The 19903-nt window shown below is 68.3% G+C and carries 19 protein-coding genes and 1 tRNA gene; 8 read left to right on the forward strand and 12 right to left on the reverse strand.

Annotation, left to right across the window (positions count from 1 at the left end; genetic code table 11):
• Positions 1 to 151 precede the first annotated feature (151 nt).
• From dnaN to QF030_RS21715, 8 genes are all read left to right on the forward strand, one after another.
• Positions 152 to 1282, forward strand: coding sequence for a DNA polymerase III subunit beta (gene dnaN, locus QF030_RS21680; protein WP_307164311.1), 1131 nt, complete (start codon positions 152 to 154; stop codon positions 1280 to 1282).
• A 201-nt stretch (positions 1283 to 1483) separates the two neighbouring features.
• Positions 1484 to 2359: a phosphogluconate dehydrogenase (NAD(+)-dependent, decarboxylating) gene (gene gnd / locus QF030_RS21685; protein ID WP_057606303.1), complete on the forward strand. Its 876-nt coding sequence runs from the start codon at positions 1484 to 1486 to the stop codon at positions 2357 to 2359.
• 52 nt (positions 2360 to 2411) lie between these two features.
• Positions 2412 to 3533 (forward strand): DNA replication/repair protein RecF, encoded by a 1122-nt coding sequence (gene recF, locus QF030_RS21690; RefSeq protein WP_307164312.1) that lies wholly within the window; start codon positions 2412 to 2414, stop codon positions 3531 to 3533.
• Positions 3530 to 4066 (forward strand): DUF721 domain-containing protein, encoded by a 537-nt coding sequence (locus QF030_RS21695; RefSeq protein ID WP_307164313.1) that lies wholly within the window; start codon positions 3530 to 3532, stop codon positions 4064 to 4066. Before recF ends, QF030_RS21695 begins: the two co-directional genes overlap by 4 nt.
• Positions 4067 to 4440: 374 nt before the next feature.
• Complete coding sequence (gyrB, locus tag QF030_RS21700) at positions 4441 to 6525, forward strand: DNA topoisomerase (ATP-hydrolyzing) subunit B (RefSeq protein ID WP_307164314.1); 2085 nt, start codon at positions 4441 to 4443, stop codon at positions 6523 to 6525.
• Between the two features lie 42 nt (positions 6526 to 6567).
• Positions 6568 to 9162, forward strand: coding sequence for a DNA gyrase subunit A (gene gyrA, locus QF030_RS21705; protein WP_307164315.1), 2595 nt, complete (start codon positions 6568 to 6570; stop codon positions 9160 to 9162).
• 18 nt (positions 9163 to 9180) lie between these two features.
• On the forward strand, positions 9181 to 9969 hold the full coding sequence (locus QF030_RS21710) for a DUF3566 domain-containing protein (RefSeq protein ID WP_307164316.1): 789 nt from the start codon (positions 9181 to 9183) through the stop codon (positions 9967 to 9969).
• A gap of 123 nt (positions 9970 to 10092) precedes the next feature.
• Positions 10093 to 10169, forward strand: a tRNA-Ile gene (locus QF030_RS21715).
• A gap of 78 nt (positions 10170 to 10247) precedes the next feature.
• Here QF030_RS21715 and QF030_RS21720 read toward each other — a convergent pair.
• The 12 genes from QF030_RS21720 to QF030_RS21775 form a co-directional block, all read right to left on the reverse strand.
• The gene (locus QF030_RS21720; RefSeq protein WP_307164317.1) at positions 10248 to 11405 is read right to left on the reverse strand and encodes a tyrosine-type recombinase/integrase; all 1158 of its coding nucleotides are present in this window, start codon (positions 11403 to 11405) and stop codon (positions 10248 to 10250) included.
• A complete protein-coding gene (locus tag QF030_RS21725) occupies positions 11405 to 11593 on the reverse strand; it encodes a helix-turn-helix domain-containing protein (protein ID WP_307164318.1) in 189 nt (62 codons plus the stop codon). The genes QF030_RS21720 and QF030_RS21725 overlap by 1 nt, the downstream gene beginning before the upstream one ends.
• Positions 11590 to 12996, reverse strand: coding sequence for a replication initiator protein RepSA (gene repSA, locus QF030_RS21730; RefSeq protein WP_307164319.1), 1407 nt, complete (start codon positions 12994 to 12996; stop codon positions 11590 to 11592). The genes QF030_RS21725 and repSA overlap by 4 nt, the downstream gene beginning before the upstream one ends.
• Positions 12993 to 13295 carry a SpdD protein gene (locus QF030_RS21735; protein WP_307164320.1) on the reverse strand — a complete coding sequence of 101 codons (303 nt, stop codon included), beginning with the start codon at positions 13293 to 13295 and terminating at the stop codon, positions 12993 to 12995. Before QF030_RS21735 ends, repSA begins: the two co-directional genes overlap by 4 nt.
• A gap of 24 nt (positions 13296 to 13319) precedes the next feature.
• The gene (locus QF030_RS21740; RefSeq protein ID WP_167795700.1) at positions 13320 to 13475 is read right to left on the reverse strand and encodes a hypothetical protein; all 156 of its coding nucleotides are present in this window, start codon (positions 13473 to 13475) and stop codon (positions 13320 to 13322) included.
• A gap of 15 nt (positions 13476 to 13490) precedes the next feature.
• Positions 13491 to 13670 carry a mobile element transfer protein gene (locus tag QF030_RS21745; protein ID WP_307164321.1) on the reverse strand — a complete coding sequence of 60 codons (180 nt, stop codon included), beginning with the start codon at positions 13668 to 13670 and terminating at the stop codon, positions 13491 to 13493.
• A 15-nt stretch (positions 13671 to 13685) separates the two neighbouring features.
• Entirely contained in the window at positions 13686 to 14399 is a 714-nt protein-coding gene (locus QF030_RS21750) for a DUF2637 domain-containing protein (RefSeq protein WP_307164322.1), read from the reverse strand.
• 87 nt (positions 14400 to 14486) lie between these two features.
• A complete protein-coding gene (locus tag QF030_RS21755) occupies positions 14487 to 15851 on the reverse strand; it encodes an FtsK/SpoIIIE domain-containing protein (protein WP_307164323.1) in 1365 nt (454 codons plus the stop codon).
• Positions 15852 to 15856: 5 nt separating this feature from the next.
• The gene (locus QF030_RS21760) at positions 15857 to 16204 is read right to left on the reverse strand and encodes an SCO3933 family regulatory protein (protein WP_054239926.1); all 348 of its coding nucleotides are present in this window, start codon (positions 16202 to 16204) and stop codon (positions 15857 to 15859) included.
• A 1423-nt stretch (positions 16205 to 17627) separates the two neighbouring features.
• A complete protein-coding gene (locus QF030_RS21765; protein ID WP_307164324.1) occupies positions 17628 to 18449 on the reverse strand; it encodes a protein phosphatase 2C domain-containing protein in 822 nt (273 codons plus the stop codon).
• Positions 18446 to 19297, reverse strand: coding sequence for a sigma factor-like helix-turn-helix DNA-binding protein (locus QF030_RS21770; protein ID WP_307164325.1), 852 nt, complete (start codon positions 19295 to 19297; stop codon positions 18446 to 18448). Before QF030_RS21770 ends, QF030_RS21765 begins: the two co-directional genes overlap by 4 nt.
• Positions 19298 to 19472: 175 nt before the next feature.
• Entirely contained in the window at positions 19473 to 19874 is a 402-nt protein-coding gene (locus tag QF030_RS21775; RefSeq protein WP_307164326.1) for an ATP-binding protein, read from the reverse strand.
• Positions 19875 to 19903 lie beyond the last annotated feature (29 nt).

Consider the following 19903-nt stretch of genomic DNA (forward strand, 5'->3'; position numbering starts at 1 on the left):
TCACGACTTGACCCCGAGGGGCACCGACTGACAGTGCGGTGCGTCAGACTGGTCCTCGTTGGTCCTGCCCCTCGCCGGGGCCGACCACACCGAGACAGACGACGAAGGCCAGGCAGGGCGAGAACGCCGGCAACAGCAGGAGGCGGCAAGAGTGAAGATCCGGGTGGAACGCGACGTACTCGCGGAGGCCGTGGCCTGGGCGGCACGCAGCCTCCCGGCCCGTCCGCCGGCGCCTGTCCTCGCCGGCCTGCTGCTGAAGGCCCAGGACGGCCAGCTGAGCCTGTCCAGCTTCGACTACGAGGTCTCCGCGCGGGTCTCCGTGGACACCGAGGTCGAGGAGGAGGGCACGGTCCTCGTCTCCGGCCGCCTGCTCGCGGACATCTGCCGCGCCCTGCCCAACCGTCCGGTGGAGATCTCCACAGACGGTGTACGGGCGACGGTGGTCTGCGGCTCCTCGCGCTTCACCCTCCACACCCTGCCTGTGGAGGAGTACCCGTCCCTGCCGCAGATGCCGAACGCCACGGGCACGGTCCCCGGCGAGGTCTTCGCCTCCGCGGCCGCCCAGGTCGCCATCGCCGCCGGCCGTGACGACACGCTGCCGGTCCTCACCGGTGTGCGCATCGAGATCGAGGGCGACACGGTCACGCTGGCCTCCACCGACCGCTACCGCTTCGCGGTCCGCGAGTTCCTGTGGAAGCCGGAGAACCCGGATGCCTCCGCGGTCGCCCTGGTGCCCGCCAAGACGCTCCTGGACACCGCCAAGGCGCTCACGAGCGGCGACAGCGTCATCCTGGCGCTGTCCGGCTCCGGCTCCGGCGAGGGCCTGATCGGTTTCGAGGGCGCGGGACGGCGTACGACGACCCGCCTCCTGGAGGGCGACCTCCCGAAGTACCGCACGCTGTTCCCGACCGAGTTCAACTCCGTCGCCGTGATCGAGACCGCCCCCTTCGTGGAGGCCGTCAAGCGCGTGGCCCTGGTCGCCGAGCGCAACACCCCGGTGCGGCTCAGCTTCGAGCAGGGTGTGCTCATCCTGGAGGCCGGCTCCAGCGACGACGCACAGGCTGTGGAGCGGGTCGACGCCCAGCTCGAGGGCGACGACATCTCGATCGCCTTCAACCCGACCTTCCTGCTGGACGGCCTGAGCGCCATCGACTCCCCGGTCGCCCAGCTGTCCTTCACGACGTCCACGAAGCCGGCGCTGCTCAGCGGCAAGCCGGCGCTGGACGCGGAGGCGGACGAGGCCTACAAGTACCTGATCATGCCGGTGCGCCTCAGCGGCTGACGCCGGCGCCGTGATCCGGCCGGTCGTCCACAGGCCGTGGACGACCGGGGCGGTCCCTGGGGAGGAGCCATCGGTGAATCCCCAGGTGGGGTCGTACGTCTGAGCGCGTATGCCCACAGGTGTGCGTGACCGTCCGGGTTTAGGCTCGGACATGGGTACGAAGGTGCCCCACACGCCACACAGCGACCTAAGGAACAACTGATGGAGCTCGGTCTCGTCGGCCTCGGCAAGATGGGCGGCAACATGCGCGAGCGGATCCGCCGCGCAGGCCACACCGTCGTCGGATACGACCGCAACCCGGACCTCGCCGATGTCCACAGCCTGGAAGAGCTTGTGGGCAAGCTCAAGGGCCCGCGGGTGGTCTGGGTGATGGTTCCGGCCGGTGCCGCCACCCAGTCGACCGTCGACGAGCTCGCCGAGCTGCTGGAGCCGGGCGACGTCGTCGTGGACGGCGGCAACTCCCGCTGGACGGACGACGAGAAGCACGCCGGGGAACTGGCCGCCAAGGGCATCGGCTTCGTGGACTGCGGCGTCTCCGGCGGTGTCTGGGGCCTGGAGAACGGCTACGCGCTGATGTACGGCGGCGACGCGGAGCACGTCGCCAAGGTGCAGCCCGTCTTCGACGCGCTGAAGCCCGAGGGCGACTTCGGCGCGGTGCACGCAGGCAAGGTCGGCGCCGGCCACTTCGCGAAGATGGTCCACAACGGCATCGAGTACGCCATGATGCAGGCCTACGCCGAGGGCTGGGAGCTGCTGGAGAAGGTCGACTCCGTCACGGACGTGCGCGAGGTCTTCCGGTCCTGGCAGGAGGGCACGGTCATCCGGTCCTGGCTGCTGGACCTGGCCGTCAACGCTCTCGACGAGGACGAGCACCTCGACAAGCTGCGCGGCTTCGCGCAGGACTCCGGCGAGGGCCGCTGGACGGTCGAGGCCGCCATCGACAACGCCGTGCCGCTGCCCGCCATCACTGCCTCGCTGTTCGCGCGGTTCGCCTCCCGCCAGGAGGACTCGCCGCAGATGAAGATGATCGCGGCGCTGCGCAACCAGTTCGGCGGCCACGCGGTCGAGAAGAAGTAATCCACAGGGTCGCCCCGCGATCCACAACCCTGGGGGAGGTCGGCGAACGACCATGCACGTCACGCATCTGTCGCTGGCCGACTTCCGCTCGTACGCCCGGGTCGAGGTTCCGCTCGACCCGGGCGTCACCTCGTTCGTGGGCCCCAACGGGCAGGGCAAGACGAACCTCGTCGAGGCCGTCGGATACCTCGCCACCCTCGGCAGCCACCGGGTCGCCTCGGACGCGCCCCTGGTCCGCATGGGCGCCGACCGCGCGATCGTCCGGGCGCAGATCAGACAGGGCGAGCGGCAGCAGCTGATCGAGCTGGAGCTGAACCCGGGCAAGGCCAACCGGGCCCGGATCAACAGGTCGTCGCAGGTCAGGCCCCGTGATGTGCTGGGCATCGTACGGACGGTGCTGTTCGCGCCCGAGGATCTCGCGCTGATCAAGGGCGATCCCGGTGAGCGGCGCCGTTTCCTCGACGAGCTGATCACCGCGCGCTCCCCGCGGATGGCGGGTGTGCGCTCGGACTACGAGAGGGTGCTCAAGCAGCGCAACACGCTGCTCAAGTCGGCCGCGCTCGCCCGACGGCACGGCGGCCGCTCCATGGACCTGTCGACCCTGGACGTGTGGGACCAGCACCTCGCGCGGGTGGGCGCCGAGCTGCTCGCCCAGCGCCTCGACCTGGTCGCCGCGATCCAGCCGCTCGCCGACAAGGCGTACGAGCAACTGGCGCCGGGCGGCGGTCCCGTGGCCCTGGAGTACAAGCCGTCCGCGCCCGGTGAGGCACACACGCGTGAAGACCTCTACGGGCAGCTGATGGCCGCGCTCGCGGACGTCCGCAAGCAGGAGATCGAGCGGGGCGTGACGCTGGTGGGCCCGCACCGGGACGACGTGGTCCTCAAGCTCGGCCAGTTGCCGGCCAAGGGGTACGCCTCCCACGGCGAGTCCTGGTCGTACGCGCTGGCGCTGCGGCTGGCCTCGTACGACCTGCTGCGGGCGGAGGGCAACGAGCCGGTTCTGGTACTGGACGACGTCTTCGCAGAGCTGGACGTCCGTCGGCGGGAGCGGCTGGCCGAGCTGGTGGCGCCGGGCGAGCAGGTGCTGGTGACGGCGGCGGTCGACGACGACGTACCGCATGTGCTCGCGGGGGCCAGGTACGCCGTGGCCGAGGGGACGGTGGAGCGCGTATGACCGCCGACGAGCCCGCCGCGAAGCGGGATCCCGAGCCGTCCGGGGTCGATCTCGCGCGCGTGGCGCTCAGGGCGGCCCGCGAGCAGGCACGCGCGCGGGGGGACGCGGCGCAGCAGAAGAAGCAGGCGCGTCGTGGTGGCGGTCTGCGCTCCGGCGCGCGCGCGGACGGCCGCGATCCCATGGCGCTGGGCGCGGCGATCAACCGGCTGCTCAACGAGCGCGGGTGGGAGGCGCCGGCGGCGGTGGGCGGTGTGATGGGCCGGTGGCCGCAGATCGTCGGCGAGGACGTCGCGAAGCACTGCGTGCCGGAGAAGTACGACGAGGACGAGCGGGCGCTGATCGTGCGCTGCGACTCCACGGCCTGGGCGACGAACCTGCGCCTGCTCGCCCCGACTCTGGTCGCGCGTCTCAACGAGGATCTGGGCCACGGCACGGTGCAGCTGATCAAGGTGCTCGGGCCCAACGGTCCCGCGCGCCGCTACGGCCCCCTCAGGGCCCCTGGAAGCACCGGTCCCGGCGATACCTACGGGTGACGTGCGTCACGCTTTTCGAGGCCGGGAGGATCCCCTGAGGACCGCCCGGCCTTCGTCGTGTGTGCCTGCGTGCGGGTGCGAATCCGGACGTGACTCCCAAGTAGCCAAGGGTTGACGCCTCGAAGGGCTGAGTGCCTCCGTGAGCCTCTTGGAGCCCCCTTCCGTATATCGGGACCCGGAAGAGACCGGTTGAGGGCGGCACATGCGGACTCAGGTACCGGCAAACACCCATCAGTGTCAGTGCTACCGGTAGACTGGAAGCCAATCCCGCCCCGAACGTGGGGACCGCCCGGGAGAAGCTGAGCAACGCTGATCAAGGCTTACCAACGCAACATGCCGCAGCCGCTCCGGCAACCTGCCGACGAGCCTGGCTGGTGCTGTGCCAGAAAGGGCGCTTCGTGGCCGATTCCGGCAACCCCAACGAGAACATCCCGTCCATCGACGCCGGCGCGAGCGGCGGGGCAGCCGCCTCGACCAGCGAGGTCACCTCCTCTTACGACGCCAGCGCCATTACCGTCCTCGAGGGTCTGGACGCGGTCCGTAAGCGACCCGGTATGTACATCGGCTCGACCGGCGAGCGCGGCCTGCACCACCTCGTGTACGAGGTCGTCGACAACTCGGTCGACGAGGCGCTGGCCGGCCACGCGGACACCATCGACATCACGATCCTGGCCGACGGCGGCGTCCGTGTCATCGACAACGGCCGCGGCATCCCGGTGGGCATCGTGGCGTCCGAGGGCAAGCCGGCCATCGAGGTCGTGCTGACCGTGCTGCACGCGGGCGGCAAGTTCGGCGGCGGCGGCTACGCGGTCTCCGGTGGTCTGCACGGCGTCGGCGTCTCGGTCGTGAACGCCCTGTCGAGCAAGGTCGCGGTCGAGGTGCGCACCGACGGCCACCGCTGGACGCAGGACTACAAGATGGGCGTCCCGACGGCCCCTCTCGTCCAGCACGAGGCCACGGACGAGACCGGCACGTCGGTCACCTTCTGGGCCGACGCCGACATCTTCGAGACCACGGAGTACTCCTTCGAGACGCTCTCGCGGCGCTTCCAGGAGATGGCGTTCCTCAACAAGGGTTTGACGATCAAACTCACCGACGAGCGCGAGTCGGCGAAGGCCACCGCCGGGGCGGACGAGGCGGGTGCGGACGAGAAGGACGAGGTCAAGACCGTCACGTACCACTACGAGGGCGGCATCGTCGACTTCGTGAAGTACCTCAACTCCCGCAAGGGCGACGCGGTGCACCCGACGGTGATCGACCTCGAGGCGGAGGACAAGGAGAAGAGCCTCTCCCTCGAAGTCGCCATGCAGTGGAACAGCGGTTACAGCGAGGGCGTGTACTCCTTCGCCAACATCATCCACACGCATGAGGGCGGCACGCACGAGGAGGGCTTCCGCTCCGCGCTGACGAACCTGGTCAACAAGTACGCGCGCGACAAGAAGCTGCTGCGGGAGAAGGACGACAACCTCACGGGTGACGACATCCGCGAGGGTCTGACGGCGATCATCTCCGTCAAGCTGAGCGAGCCTCAGTTCGAGGGTCAGACGAAGACCAAGCTGGGCAACACGGAGGCGAAGACCTTCGTCCAGAAGGCGGTCTACGAGCACCTCAACGACTGGCTGGACCGCAACCCGGTGGAGGCGGCGGACATCGTCCGCAAGGGCATCCAGGCGGCCACCGCGCGCGTGGCGGCCCGCAAGGCCCGCGACCTGACCCGCCGCAAGGGTCTGCTGGAGTCGGCGTCCCTGCCGGGCAAGCTCTCCGACTGCCAGTCGAACGACCCGATCAAGTGCGAGATCTTCATCGTCGAGGGTGACTCCGCCGGCGGCTCGGCCAAGTCCGGCCGTAACCCGCAGTACCAGGCGATCCTCCCGATCCGGGGCAAGATCCTCAACGTCGAGAAGGCGCGGATCGACAAGATCCTCCAGAACCAGGAGATCCAGGCGCTGATCTCCGCCTTCGGTACCGGTGTGCACGAGGACTTCGACATCTCCAAGCTCCGCTATCACAAGATCATCCTGATGGCGGACGCCGATGTCGACGGCCAGCACATCAACACCCTGCTGCTGACCTTCCTGTTCCGCTTCATGCGGCCGCTGGTCGAGGCCGGGCACGTGTTCCTCTCCCGCCCCCCGCTCTACAAGATCAAGTGGGGCCGGGAGGACATCGAGTACGCGTACTCCGACCGGGAGCGCGACGCGCTGCTCGAGATGGGCCGCCAGCGCGGCAAGCGCGTGCGCGAGGACTCGATCCAGCGCTTCAAGGGTCTCGGTGAGATGAACGCCGAGGAACTGCGCATCACGACCATGGACCAGGAACACCGCGTTCTCGGCCAGGTCACCCTCGACGACGCCGCCCAGGCCGACGACCTGTTCTCGGTCCTGATGGGCGAGGACGTCGAAGCGCGCCGCGCCTTCATCCAGCGCAACGCCAAGGACGTCCGCTTCCTCGACATCTGAGTCGGTCTCAGCTGACCGCGTCAGAAAGGATTCTCACCAGCAATGACCGACGAGAACACTCCCGTCACCCCTGAAGAGGGCGGCGACGTCGTGATGCGCATCGAGCCCGTCGGGCTCGAGACGGAGATGCAGCGCTCGTACCTCGACTACGCCATGTCCGTCATCGTCTCCCGCGCGCTGCCGGACGTCCGGGACGGCCTCAAGCCCGTCCACCGCCGCGTCCTGTACGCCATGTACGACGGCGGCTACCGGCCCGAGAAGGGCTTCTACAAGTGTGCCCGCGTCGTCGGCGACGTCATGGGCAACTACCACCCGCACGGCGACTCCTCGATCTACGACGCGCTGGTCCGCCTCGCGCAGCCGTGGTCGATGCGGATGCCGCTGGTCGACTCCAACGGCAACTTCGGTTCTCCCGGCAACGACCCGGCGGCCGCCATGCGGTACACCGAGTGCAAGATGATGCCGCTGTCCATGGAGATGGTCCGCGACATCGACGAGGAGACCGTCGACTTCACGGACAACTACGACGGCCGCTCCCAGGAGCCGACCGTCCTGCCGGCCCGTTTCCCGAACCTGCTGATCAACGGTTCGGCCGGTATCGCGGTCGGCATGGCGACCAACATCCCGCCGCACAACCTGCGCGAGGTCGCGTCCGGCGCCCAGTGGTACCTGGAGAACCCGGAGGCCTCGCACGAGGAGCTCCTGGACGCCCTCATCGAGCGCATCAAGGGCCCCGACTTCCCGACCGGGGCACTCGTCGTCGGCCGCAAGGGCATCGAGGAGGCGTACCGCACGGGCCGTGGCTCCATCACGATGCGCGCAGTCGTCGCGGTCGAGGAGATCCAGAACCGCCAGTGCCTGGTGGTCACGGAGCTGCCGTACCAGACCAACCCCGACAACCTCGCGCAGAAGATCGCCGACCTGGTGAAGGACGGCAAGGTCGGCGGCATCGCGGACGTCCGTGACGAGACGTCGTCCCGGACGGGCCAGCGCCTGGTCATCGTCCTCAAGCGGGACGCGGTCGCCAAGGTCGTCCTCAACAACCTGTACAAGCACACGGACCTCCAGTCGAACTTCGGCGCCAACATGCTGGCCCTGGTCGACGGGGTGCCGCGCACGCTCTCGCTGGACGCGTTCATCCGCCACTGGGTGACGCACCAGATCGAGGTCGTCGTCCGCCGTACGCGCTTCCGGCTGCGCAAGGCCGAGGAGCGGGCGCACATCCTGCGCGGCCTGCTGAAGGCCCTGGACGCCATCGACGAGGTCATCGCGCTGATCCGGCGCAGCGACACCGTCGACATCGCGCGCACGGGCCTGATGCAGCTCCTGGAGATCGACGAGATCCAGGCCAACGCCATCCTCGAGATGCAGCTGCGCCGACTGGCCGCCCTGGAGCGCCAGAAGATCATCCAGGAGCACGACGAACTCCAGGCGAAGATCACCGAGTACAACGCGATCCTGGCCTCGCCGGTCCGCCAGCGCGGCATCGTGAGCGAGGAACTGGCCGCGATCGTCGAGAAGTACGGCGACGACCGCAAGACGATGCTGGTGCCCTACGACGGTGACATGTCCATCGAGGACCTGATCGCCGAGGAGGACATCGTCGTCACCATCTCGCGCGGTGGCTACGTCAAGCGCACGAAGACGGACGACTACCGCTCCCAGAAGCGCGGCGGCAAGGGCGTGCGCGGGGCGAAGCTCAAGGAAGACGACATCGTCGACCACTTCTTCGTCTCCACCACGCACCACTGGCTGCTGTTCTTCACCAACAAGGGCCGGGTGTACCGGGCGAAGGCGTACGAGCTGCCCGACGCCGGCCGGGACGCGCGTGGACAGCACGTCGCCAACCTGCTGGCCTTCCAGCCGGACGAGGCGATCGCCGAGATTCTCGCGATCCGCGACTACGAGGCGGCGCCCTACCTGGTGCTGGCCACCAAGGGCGGCCTGGTCAAGAAGACGCCTCTGAAGGATTACGATTCGCCGCGTGCCGGTGGTGTCATCGCGATCAACCTCCGTGAGACGGAGGACGGTTCCGACGACGAACTGATCGGAGCCGAACTCGTCTCGGCCGACGACGATCTGCTTCTGATCAGCAAGAAGGCGCAGTCGATCCGGTTCACCGCCACGGACGAATCCCTGCGGCCCATGGGCCGCGCGACCTCGGGTGTCAAGGGCATGAGCTTCCGTGAGGGAGACCAGCTGCTCTCGATGAATGTTGTTCGACCCGGTACGTTCGTGTTCACTGCCACAGACGGCGGGTACGCGAAGCGGACCGCCGTCGACGAGTACCGCGTCCAGGGTCGCGGCGGCCTGGGTATCAAGGCTGCCAAGATCGTCGAGGACCGCGGTTCGCTCGTCGGCGCGCTGGTGGTCGAGGAGACCGACGAGATCCTCGCCATCACGCTGTCCGGCGGTGTGATTCGTACGCGAGTCAACGAGGTCAGGGAGACGGGCCGTGACACCATGGGCGTTCAACTGATCAACCTGGGCAAGCGCGATGCCGTCGTCGGTATCGCACGTAACGCCGAGGCGGGGCGCGAGGCGGAGGAGGTCGACGGCGTGGTCGCCGTGGACGACACCGCCGAGGCAGCCACGACCACCGGCACGGACGAGGGTGAGTCGCCCTCGTCCGAGTAGCACGAGGAGTGAGTCATCGTGAGCGGAGCCACGGGCGCCGGTACGTCTGCCGGTACGGGAAAGAACGGCGGCGGCCGTGGCTCCGCCGCGTCGGCGGGGGACGCGCGTACGACCGACGCGCGGGGCGCCGGGGGTGCCGACGGGCGTGCGGCGGACACCCACACGACCCAGTTGAAGGCCATCAAGCCCGCTGCGGTCGACTCGCCCACACCCTCGACCGACACGCAAGGATCGAAGGGATCCCAGGGGGGAACCGTGACGGACACCAGAGGCACGCAGGCCCAGCAGGAGGCGTCGCCGCTCCCCGGTGAGCGGCAGCCGCAGCAGCCCGCCGGGCCCTACCACCCGCCGCAGGCCTACCCGACGCAGACGCCGGCGGCGCCGGCCGCGGCAGGCGCCGTACGGCGTCCGCGAACCGGCGCCCGCACCACGCCCCGGGTGCGCAAGGCACGCCTGCGCGTGGCGAAGGCCGACCCCTGGTCGGTGATGAAGGTCAGCTTCCTGCTCTCCATCGCCCTGGGCATCTGCACGATCGTCGCGGCCGCCGTGCTGTGGATGGTCATGGACGCGATGGGCGTGTTCTCCACGGTCGGCGGCACGGTCTCCGAGGCGACCGGCTCGAACGAGTCGAACGGCTTCGACCTGCAGTCGTTCCTGTCGCTCTCCCACGTCCTGATGTTCACGGCGATCATCGCGGTCATCGACGTCGTCCTCGCGACCGCGCTCGCGACGCTCGGCGCGTTCATCTACAACCTGTCCGCGGGCTTCGTCGGTGGCGTCGAACTGACGCTGGCCGAGGACGAGTGACCTTTGCCGTCGTAGCGGTTCCAAACCCTGCCGTGCGTCCCGCGACTATCGATTTTGGGACTGCGCACGTCGTGCGCTAATCTTCAGGAGTCAGCGCGCGGGACACACACCGCAGAGCGCGGCGGGGCTATAGCTCAGTTGGTTAGAGCGCATCCCTGATAAGGATGAGGCCACAGGTTCAAATCCTGTTAGCCCCACCAGCACAAAGACCCCCAATCGATCATGGTTGGGGGTCTTTGACATCTACGGCTGACATCAACGGCCGTGAATGGCTGCGGTCAGCCGATAAGCGGGTCCTCCAGGAGTTCGGCCAGCATGCCCACAGCCTCCCGCTCGCCGTCGCCCACAACGTGTGTATAGACGTCCATGGTCATGCTGATCTGGCTGTGCCGCAGGATCGCCTGAGCGACCTTGGGATGCACCTTCAGGAAGGCGAGCAGGGTGCCGCAGGTGTGTCGGGCGAGCCGGACTGTGATGCGCCGCACACCGGCCCGCTTCACGAGGCGATCGAAGGTCCGTGAGAAGCCCATCGGGTCGATCATGCCGCCGTGCTCGGAGGAAAAAATCAGGTCGTGCCCCTCTTCCTGCACCCAGTGTTCACCGGCGATCTTGCGTTCCAGTTCCTGGAGCTCCCGGCGCTCCTCCAGGACACGGGCGCAGAACTCCGGCAGCGGCAGCACCGCCTGTGAGGACTCGGTCTTGAGGTCCTTCAGGACCAGGCCCACGCCCTTGACCCGCTGCACCTGCTTGACCGGGGTGAACTGCCCCGCTTCGAAGTCGACGTCCTGCCAGCGCAGGCCCAGGATCTCGCCCCGGCGCAGACCAAGGACGAGCACCAGGACGCCGGCCGCGTAGAGGCGGTGGGCACGGGCCGAGCGAAGGAACGTGATCGCCTCACGCGCGTTCCAGGCCGAGCCCTTGTCCTTACTGACCTTGGGCATGTCGACCAGGAGGGCGACGTTGCGCGTCAGCAGCTCCTCGCGCATGGCCGCGTTGAGGCCGTTCCGGAGGACACGCAGCACCTCGAAGCGGGTGGACGCACCGACCTTTTCTCGCTTCAGGGTGGCCATGAAGGTGCGGACCTCGGCGGGTGTCAGCTTGGCCAGAGGCTTCTTACCGAGGTGCGGCAGCAGGTACAGCCGCAGCTTGGACTCGTACTTCACGTACGTGTTGTGCTCGCGCTCCGGCCTGATGATGTGCTCCAGCCAGTAGGCCAGCCACTCGCCAAGCGTCCAGGCACGGGACGGCACAGGGACGCCGTTGCGCTCCTGGTCCTGGAGCTTGCCGAGCTTCTCGTTCGTCTCGTCCCAGGTGCGGCCGTAGACGTACTTTCGGACGCGGTTGCCGTCGGTGTCCGTGACGTACGCGGCCCCGTGATACCGGCCGTCCTTGCGCTTCGTGATGGTTCCCCCGCCGTTGGGGCGACGCTTGGACATCAGGCGGCCTCCCCGATCCCACGGCGGATGAGGTCGCGCACGGCGTCGTCCGGGATGCGGCGGCAGCCGTCGACCTTGAGGGACGCCAGTCTGTGAGTGCGGATCAGGTCATAGACCTTGGTCCGGCCGACCTTGAGCCGGATCATGACTTCCGGCACGGTCAGCAGCTCGGGGGCGGCGGTGGTCATGCGGCGGCTCCTTCCGTGGCGGGTTGGTGTGGGGCGGGTTGGTCGAGCAGGGCTTCGCGGGCGGTCTCGCGGTTGAGTTCGATGTCCCGGCGGATGCTGGAGGCGAGCCAGGATTCACCGGGGCTGTGGCCGTGGCCGGCGTAGGACCAGCGGGCGAGGGTCAGGGTGGTTGCCCCCAGGGCTTCGGGGTCGGGCAGGCCGAGGGCTTCGCGTTGCTGGGCTGCGCGGTAGTCGGCGCGGGTCTGGCGCAGTGCGGCGAGGGTGGTGGAGTAGCCGCGGGACTTGGTGGAAAAGTGGCCGCGGAAGCCGAGCATGTGAGCCCAGTCTCGGAGCTTGCGGTCTGGGTAGAGCGGGTGTAGGTCGAGGCAGGCTTCGATGAGTCGGCGGGGGTGCTCGGGGACGTCGAGGATGATGAGAGCCTCTTTGTTGCCGACTCGGCGGTCTACGGTGCCAGTGGTTTCAGCGGCTTTTGTCGCGTACTTGGCGACGTACGAGGCAACGGCCTGTTCGGTGATCTCCTCGCCGTCGCCGAAGGCTCCGATCGGCTGGACGTCGAGTTGGGTGCCCCAGCGCAGGCTTCGGGCGGGCTGCTCACCGGCCGGGTCGACGTCAACCACGACGCGGGCCGCAGCGGAACGGATCGCATCGGTGAGGAGGTCGAGGGTGGCCCAGGCCGGAGGAGGCGAGTCGGGCCCGTCGGGTCCGTCGAAGCGGATCACCGCATGAAAGTGCACGGCCCCACGCTTCTGGTATTCGGCGACCTTGCCGAAGGAGACGCGGGAGGCTTCGCGGGCGGCCGTCTGAGTGAGGCCGGCCCGGCGGGCGATCTCGCGGCGGAGGTAGATCGTGAAGTACCGCCACAGGTCGGATGCGTGGTTGTTCCACAGCACCGCGCCCACGTAATCGTAGGTGGCGGGGGCGAGGGGGGTGCCGAGTTCGGACGCATCCTCGGTGTGGCGGGTACCGCAGCGGCAGGGCCGGTTCCCGGGGCGGTTGTGGACCGGTCCGAAGGACGGGGCGGTCAGGGTGGCGAAGACACGGGGGTGATCGCGGATGGTGTGCGGGGTGCCCTTGGCTGGATCACCAACCAGTCCGGCGCGGATGAGGTGGTAGGTGTCGCCCGCGTAGGTCCACGCGCAGGAAGGGCAGCGGGAGGCACGGCGGTTGCCACAGGCGATTCGGAGTCGGCCACCGGGTTCGGTGTCGGTGCTGTAGGTGTGGAGGACCTGTCCGGTGACCTTGTCGCGGGTAACAGTGGTGCCTTGCAGGTGGATCGGGTCGGTGCAGCCGCCGGTGCGGCGGATCTGGTCTTGAATGCGGTCGAAGCCGGGGGACCCGGCCAGCCTCAGCACGTCGGCGAGGGTGGCCGGGTCCAGGCCCGCCATGGAGGCGGAGTCGGTCACGCCCTGTTCCCCTTCAGCAGGATGGAGCGGATGACGACCGCGCAGACAGCCACCGAAGCGGCGGTGACGGCGACCGCCAGGAGCATGGAGACCAGAACCGCGCCGACGACCAGGACGGCGGCGCTGCCACCGGCGACGAGGGCGAGCGCGCTTCCGGGAGTGAGCTGAACCGTCGGCCGGGCGGAAGGCGGAGCGGGCGGAACCGGGGCGGGAGCCGGGACGTAAGGAGCCGGGGTGTAGACGGTTGTAGTGGCGGGGACCGGGGCGGTGACCTGCGGCGGGTACTTCGGCGTGAACACGCGGGTGATCCCTTCTGAGGGCGGTCAGTCGAGGAGCGTGGCGACGGCGGGAGCGAGGACGCTGTTGGCGACGAGGTAGCCGCCGAGGAGGAGCAGGGCGACCAGCCACCACGGCGGGCGGGCGAGCTGGATGCCGAGGACAGCGACGACGAGGACGGCGAACCAGAGCGGGACGTCCATGGCGGGATCTCCTTCTCAGGCCTTGCAGCGGTGGGTGCGGGCGGCGAGTTCGGCTGCGGCGCGGCTGTCGTACTCGGTGGAGAAGTCGCAGCGGGGTGCGGTGCAGGTCGCGAGGTGGCGGTTGCGGCCGCGGGCGATGTAGGAGGCGACCTGTACGGGGCCGATGCGGCGGACGTTGCGGAAGCGCGGGTTCACGGTGTTCGTCCCTTCTCAGAGGTGAGCGGCGACAGAGGGCGTCATGGACGGGGGCAGGCCGAGCCGGGCACGGACGGCGTCGGGGTCGGCGGCGAGACCGGTGGTGGCGCGGTGTTCCTCGGCCAGGGCCTGGACGCGGTCGACGAGGGCGGGCGGGAGGGTGACGGCCGGGGCAGGCGCCGAGGCGGGGACAGCCGCGACCGGTTCGGGGGTCACGGCCAGCTCCGAATCGGAGTCCGGGCCGGTGGCCTGAGCCGGAAGCGGGTCATGTTCGGGCGCGTCGACCCCAGCCGGAACGTGGGCTGGTTCGGTGCCCGTCTCGGGCGTGGCGGTGGCCGTCGGCGCGTCCGGGGTGCGTGGCGTGTGGGCGAGCAGGGTTCCGCCGAAGAAGGCGACGGCGGGCCAGCCGGCCACCACGACGCGGAGCGACGCGGGGACGTCGTCCAGGTCGAGGAGCCCGGCGGTGGCGATGTTGGCCCCGAGGGATGCGGCCAGGGCGATCAGGAACCACAGCCGCGGTCCCCCGGCCGGTTGTCCGGCGCGCTGCTGTTCCCGCATCTGGCGCCAGGCGGCAACCAGCAGCAGGTCGACGGAGACGGGGTAGGCCCATGCCTTCCAGCCGCCCTGTCCGGCCGCGTCGGCGAGGTCGTGAAGGTGCGAGAAGGACAGGGCACCCGCGATGACGGCTTGGACGATCACGGCGTCCACACGGGCCAACTGGGCGCGCATCGGCTCGGGTTCCTTCCTGTTCGCGGCATGGGAGGGGTAGGGAGTTGGCGTGAGGCGGTCACGCCGGCCGTGGGGAGGGTGGTGCGGTTACTCGGTCACCGGGCGGGCGGTGGGCACGCCGGCCGGGGTGAGCGTCTTGGAGGACTCGACGGCGACGGCGGGCCGGAAGGAGTCGAGGCGTGGCAGTTCCGGCACCAGTGCGGCCGTGTCGCGGCAGATGGCCGCCGCCTCGTCGAGGGAGAGGTGCGGTGAGCGGGCGCGGGACCAGCCGCCGGAGGAGTCGCCGACGATCGCGACGCCGGGCCGTTCGGCCGGGATGGAGGTGGCGGCGAGGGCCGCTTCCGGGGAGATGTCGGCGAGCGCCATGTTTGCCGAGGACTCGTCATTGACCCGGTGGCAGATGCGGCCAGTGAGCTGGGCGCGGAGCATGGTCGCGCCCTTGCCGAGTTCGGAGCCGAAGCGCTGCCCGCACACCTCGAGGTAGATGCCGGCCGCACGCCCGAGCTGGGCGATCCGGATCAGCTTGGTGACCATGGCATCGCGTCGCTTCTCGTCGTCGCGGCTCGCGGCGAGGAAGAGTTCGGCGACCTCGTCGACGACGACCACGACCGGCACCGGCCGCACCTCATCCGGCAGCCCCCACACGTCCGAGGTGAGCACGGCATCCGGTCCCGCAGCGGACGAGAGACCGATCAGACGGAACCGTGCCTCCATCTCTTCCAGCAGGACGTCAAGGAGTTCGTTCGCCCGGTCCGGAGTGTCGGCGAGCGCGGACAACCGGGGTGCGAACGGCGCGAGTTCGACACCCCATTTGCAGTCGACCCCGACGAGCACGACCCGTTGCCGGGCCAGGCCGCACACCAGGTTCCGCAGGTAGACAGACTTGCCGGACTGCGTTGCGCCGAGGATGAGTTCATGCGGCACAGCGCGGAAGTCCCGTACGTGCCACCGTCCGTCATCCCGAAGCGCCAGCGGAAGGGTGAGCGGCCCGCGCTGCTTCCACCGCCGTGCGGGCTGCACGTCGGAGAGCACGTCCCAGCCGATCAGCCGCAGTTCGAGCCAACCCGGCTTGGTCGGACGGATGTGCACAGCGTGCGCGGCCCAGGCATGGCGCAACCGGTCCGCCGAGGCCATGAAGTCCTCAGGAGCCTGCCCGGTCGCCATGCGCAGCCGCATCACTAGCCCGGACCCGGTCGGCCACGGCAGCGACCGCCGAGGCGGGACCGGGGCCGCTTCCCGCCCGATCATCCGGGCCGTGGCCCGACGCACGGCCGAGGCCGGGACCGTCAGGCCGCACGCGTCCATCGTGGCCCGGTAGGTGGTGAGCACGCGCAGCGCGACGAACGGGTAGCCGACCAGCCACCAGAACGCGACCGGTGCGCGGCGGCGCAGGACCAGCAGAGCGGCGAGTGCCAGCAGGCACAGTGTCAGCGTCCAGACGGTGTTAGTCACGGCGCTCAGCCCTGAACCGGAGCCGGAGCGTTGACCATGACCGCGTCCGCCCGGTAGGCGATGCCGTGACGCATCCGCCCGCCGAACTCGCTCTCCCACGGCCGGGCGATCAGGCCGGGCAGGATGACCGGAGCTCCCATCACCAGGCCCTCACCGATGCCCTTCTCGGGAACGGTGACCTTGATCATGTCCGAACCGCCCGCCGCGATGAACACCAGCTCCAGAACCATGAGCCGGTCGTTGGTCACCGGGTCGACGGCGATCTCACCAGTCTGACGGTCCTTCACCTTGACCTCAGGCAGCTTGGTGACGAGGAGCGTCGCGGCCGAGACGTCTACGGGGATGACACGCATTTCGTGAACCTCACTGTTTGGCAACCTTGGATACCCCCCTAGACAAACTAGGCGGCGGCCCGCCGCTACTGTCTAGGGGGGTTGACGGCAACATTAGACCTCGCACTCCTCAACTGTCTAGGGGGGTATGCAAGTTGCTTAGCGGGGAGTGGCCCGTCTGGCACGTGGACTCGGCGACTGCTCTCACGGTGGAGTGGGCGAGGTAGCGCGTGGGCGGCTGCGAGGGCCCACCGTGGCATCTTGAGATGCAAACAAGCAGGTCAGGGGCCTAAAGGTGACTCTGTCTACCTTCGTTGTACGAGTGGGCGGCCGTGGTCGAAAGGTCGCGAGTGGCTCCCGGGCGAGGGCTACCTAAAGATGCTGGGCTGCCGGCTGGGGCCTTGCTAACCGTCTCGCTTGAGCGGGGCAAATGTGCCTGGTGAGGCCGGAGCTCGCGCATCGCCCGTCGTCTTGGCAGCGCTTCAGTCGCTATTGGGGCAACGGGCCCTGCTGTGGTCAGTGGACCTAGCATCCCGTGCCGTACCGGGTCTGACCTGCCGAGATGCCTGTGCTGCGGCCGCCGGAAGTTGCTGTCAAGATGCTTCGCCGGGTGATGGGGGTGCCCGAGGGGGTTATTTTGGCGTCCAATTCGCGGCACAATCAACGTGCGTCGAGCGCCTGATGTTTTCACCAATGATTACGGTGGAGCTTTGCGGGGTTAGCTATCGACGGCACTAATCCGTTGTGAAATTTTCTAGGTTGCAATGTGACGCTAGTAAGCATCGACCAATTAGGTTGGGGATTGCTTAATTGGATTTACGAGCGTGCTACCGTAGCGGATAGCAGTCCACATGAGGGGTGGGCCCCGTCACAGGTTCGCAAGATCGGCGACAGGGCCCACCGAACGGAGTGGGCTGAGGGGCTCCACCCTGCCAGGTGGAGCCCCTCGCGTCTTTCGAGGTCAGGTCCCTACAGCTCCCGCCACACGCAGAGTGCGTAGTAGACGAGCTGTGCGACCACGACCGCAGGCTTCAGGGCACTTTTGATGCGCGACCCGAACCCTCGACGCTGCCTCTCCGCCGGCCTTGAACCCTCGTCGGGCTCTTCTCCAGCGGTCATCCGCTCTTCACCTCCCTTCACAGCCGAGCCTCAACGCGGAGGCAGCTACTTGGGAGCAAGAAATACGTTATCACCCGGAGATGGCCTGATCGGGCGTCCTGTCTAGGGGCGCGACCGGGTCCAAAGGTGGCATTGTTTTTGGAGTTGGATAGACAACCGATAATTGCAGGGATCTAAATCACGGAAACCGCAGGTCAGATCCAAACCGCCGCAATCGGGGACCCTAGAACCCATGAACCGGGTCAGCCTGATATCGGCCAGGGAATGTGATGTCCATCACATGATGCTGTGGGTCATGACGAGGGGCTCCTAGCATCGGTCCGCGCTAGCGCAGCACCCAGTGAAGAACGGTCGCATCGTCCCGTGTCTTACCGCGTGGCCAGCGTCGACCGTAGGGATCCTCGGCCTCGGCTTCTCGTACATTGCCGATCAGTTCGTCTGGCCCGGAGGAGTTGAGAACGATCAACGTCTCTTGCCAAGTGGCGAGTTCGAAGCGTTCCACGAGTCGTGCGGCACCGTCACTCAGCAGTGTCACGGACGTTAGGGACTCCAGTGGCACTGTGCCAGTGAGGGCATGCCCAGCAGCTCGCGCCTCCGGCCCGGCGATCCAGAAGCCTCCTGGCCGGTTGCGCAGCTTGGTGAGAGCGTCTCTGTATGCGGCCAGCGCAAGGGCATGCTTAGGCGAGCCGGTGGGCAGGGCATCGACCGGGCGGCGTAGCTCCTTGCTCACCTCGTCCAGGCGCCGATCGGTGACGGCGACCACCTCGCCGGCCTTGTCGGCGAGGAGTAGGGACGAGTCGCCTAGGACGAGGTACTCAAGAGCGTCCGCATCGGCTCGGACAGCGGCGACCGTACTAGTGGGACTGGCCCGATAGGTCAGGTCGCAACTGTCCTCGTGGAGGGACCGGACGGTCGTGATCGTGTCTGCCAGGCAGTCGGCCAGCGGCCGGGCGGGATGCGCCGTGATCGTGCTCAGCAGCAGCCCGCCCAGCGTGGCGGAGAACCAAGCGACGCCATGCGTACATCCCGTCACTGCCCCGGCCACGCCTGCGCCGTCCAAGAGCACGGCAGCGCCGGGAGCGACGGCGGCGAAATCCTCGTTCTCCTGCCCTGGTTCTGCGGGCAGCGAGGCGAGGGTGACTCTCACGCCGACGTCTCCTCGTCGTGCCGGTAGAGAGGAGTGAGCAGCTCGACGGACTGCGGTTCGCTGGTCTCCGGGTCGTACTCGACGCCGACCAGCGTGGAGAAGCGATGGTCGCCCACCTGGCCCCAGAGCGCGTTGAGGTCGGAGGCGAGCAGTTGCACGACGCCGAGGGAGCCTTGCGTGTGGATACCGGCGATGGCAAGCAGTGAGCCGTTGCCGTCGGGGCGCGGCAGCCTGCCGACGTATCCGACATCGTAGGAGCGAGCGGGATCGCCGTCCTGTCCCGACCGGTGGACGGTGCCGGTTCGTTGGTCGACGACCGTCCAGGGACCGCCTTCCACGCGCTCCCATTGCAGTACGGGATCCTGGGCGTAGGTGTCCCACATCTGCTGAGACATACGCGGACCGCAGACGACAATCAGGCCGTCACGGTTGAGGTCCAGGTCCCCGCTCACCGGCACGTGCTCCGAGGTGACGTCGAGCCCGTAGGAGCGCGCGAGGTCTTCCAGCCGCTTGCCGGAACTGACGTCGTCCACGGCGACGACCGTGCGCCCGCGTTCGTCGTCACGACGAAGTGGAGTTGCGACAGTGACCGAACCGCGTCCGAGGAACGCACCTTCGGGAGCCGGCCCAGTGTGGCGGATCTGGTGGATTCGCCCGCGACTCAGGCCGGCCTTTTCGGCGATCTGGGCATACGAGAGCCCTTGCGCATGGAGATCCTGAACAACGCGCCGACGGAGCCGGGCGAGTTCGGTCACCTCTTGCTGCGCGTCGGCCAACCGGGTCGTGACCTCGCGCAGGAGCAGGTACGGATCCTCGATCGCCGTGATCCGCTGCAACTCGTCCGACATGACCACACCTCCTAGAAGTACCCAGGAGTCTAGGGCCCTAGACGGAATCGGTGGGAGTCGCCGTCCCGAATACACCCCAACCACGTAGAACCTGGCTCGCCGCCGAGGCACGCCACGGGGACTCACCCTCCACCGCCCGTGAAGCATCCGCGCAGTACTGCCGAGAAGGCCGCTCTCACGCGCCCACCCGAGCAAGGTCGGCCCAGATGCAGCGTGCTCCAGAAGGCCTGTCTTTCACTCCCCAGTCTTTGGCGCAGGCTGCGATGATCATCAGCCCGCGGCCGCCTTCCTCTACGGGGCTGGTCACGCTGCGAAGCATGGGCTCCTCGTCGCCGCCCTGGTCGATCACCTCGATACGCACCAGGTCGTCACTGAAGCCGATGACCACGAGGAACCACCCGCGATACCAGCCGCTCCGTGAGTGTTGGACAGCGTTGGCCGCGAGCTCGCCGACCACCAGGACGGCGTCGTCAACGAGGTTCGATTGCTCCTCCTCGAGCAAGGCGGCGACGAAGTGACGGGCTTCGGCCACCTGCCAGGCCAGGCCAGGGAACATGCGGCACCACTTTTTGAGCATGAGAACACTCCTCAGTGTCTAGGGGGCTA

Source organism: Streptomyces rishiriensis, from assembly GCF_030815485.1.
Classification (GTDB): domain Bacteria; phylum Actinomycetota; class Actinomycetes; order Streptomycetales; family Streptomycetaceae; genus Streptomyces; species Streptomyces rishiriensis_A.

Coding starts and splice junctions, on each gene's coding strand:
- gnd (WP_057606303.1), top strand. CDS start 1,484: ATGGAGCTCGGTCTCGTCGGCCTCGGCAAGATGGGCGGCAACATGCGC.
- recF (WP_307164312.1), top strand. CDS start 2,412: ATGCACGTCACGCATCTGTCGCTGGCCGACTTCCGCTCGTACGCCCGG.
- QF030_RS21695 (WP_307164313.1), top strand. CDS start 3,530: ATGACCGCCGACGAGCCCGCCGCGAAGCGGGATCCCGAGCCGTCCGGG.
- gyrA (WP_307164315.1), top strand. CDS start 6,568: ATGACCGACGAGAACACTCCCGTCACCCCTGAAGAGGGCGGCGACGTC.
- QF030_RS21720 (WP_307164317.1), bottom strand. CDS start 11,405: ATGTCCAAGCGTCGCCCCAACGGCGGGGGAACCATCACGAAGCGCAAG.
- QF030_RS21725 (WP_307164318.1), bottom strand. CDS start 11,593: ATGACCACCGCCGCCCCCGAGCTGCTGACCGTGCCGGAAGTCATGATC.
- QF030_RS21740 (WP_167795700.1), bottom strand. CDS start 13,475: ATGGACGTCCCGCTCTGGTTCGCCGTCCTCGTCGTCGCTGTCCTCGGC.
- QF030_RS21750 (WP_307164322.1), bottom strand. CDS start 14,399: ATGCGCGCCCAGTTGGCCCGTGTGGACGCCGTGATCGTCCAAGCCGTC.
- QF030_RS21760 (WP_054239926.1), bottom strand. CDS start 16,204: ATGCGTGTCATCCCCGTAGACGTCTCGGCCGCGACGCTCCTCGTCACC.
- QF030_RS21770 (WP_307164325.1), bottom strand. CDS start 19,297: ATGTCGGACGAGTTGCAGCGGATCACGGCGATCGAGGATCCGTACCTG.
- QF030_RS21775 (WP_307164326.1), bottom strand. CDS start 19,874: ATGCTCAAAAAGTGGTGCCGCATGTTCCCTGGCCTGGCCTGGCAGGTG.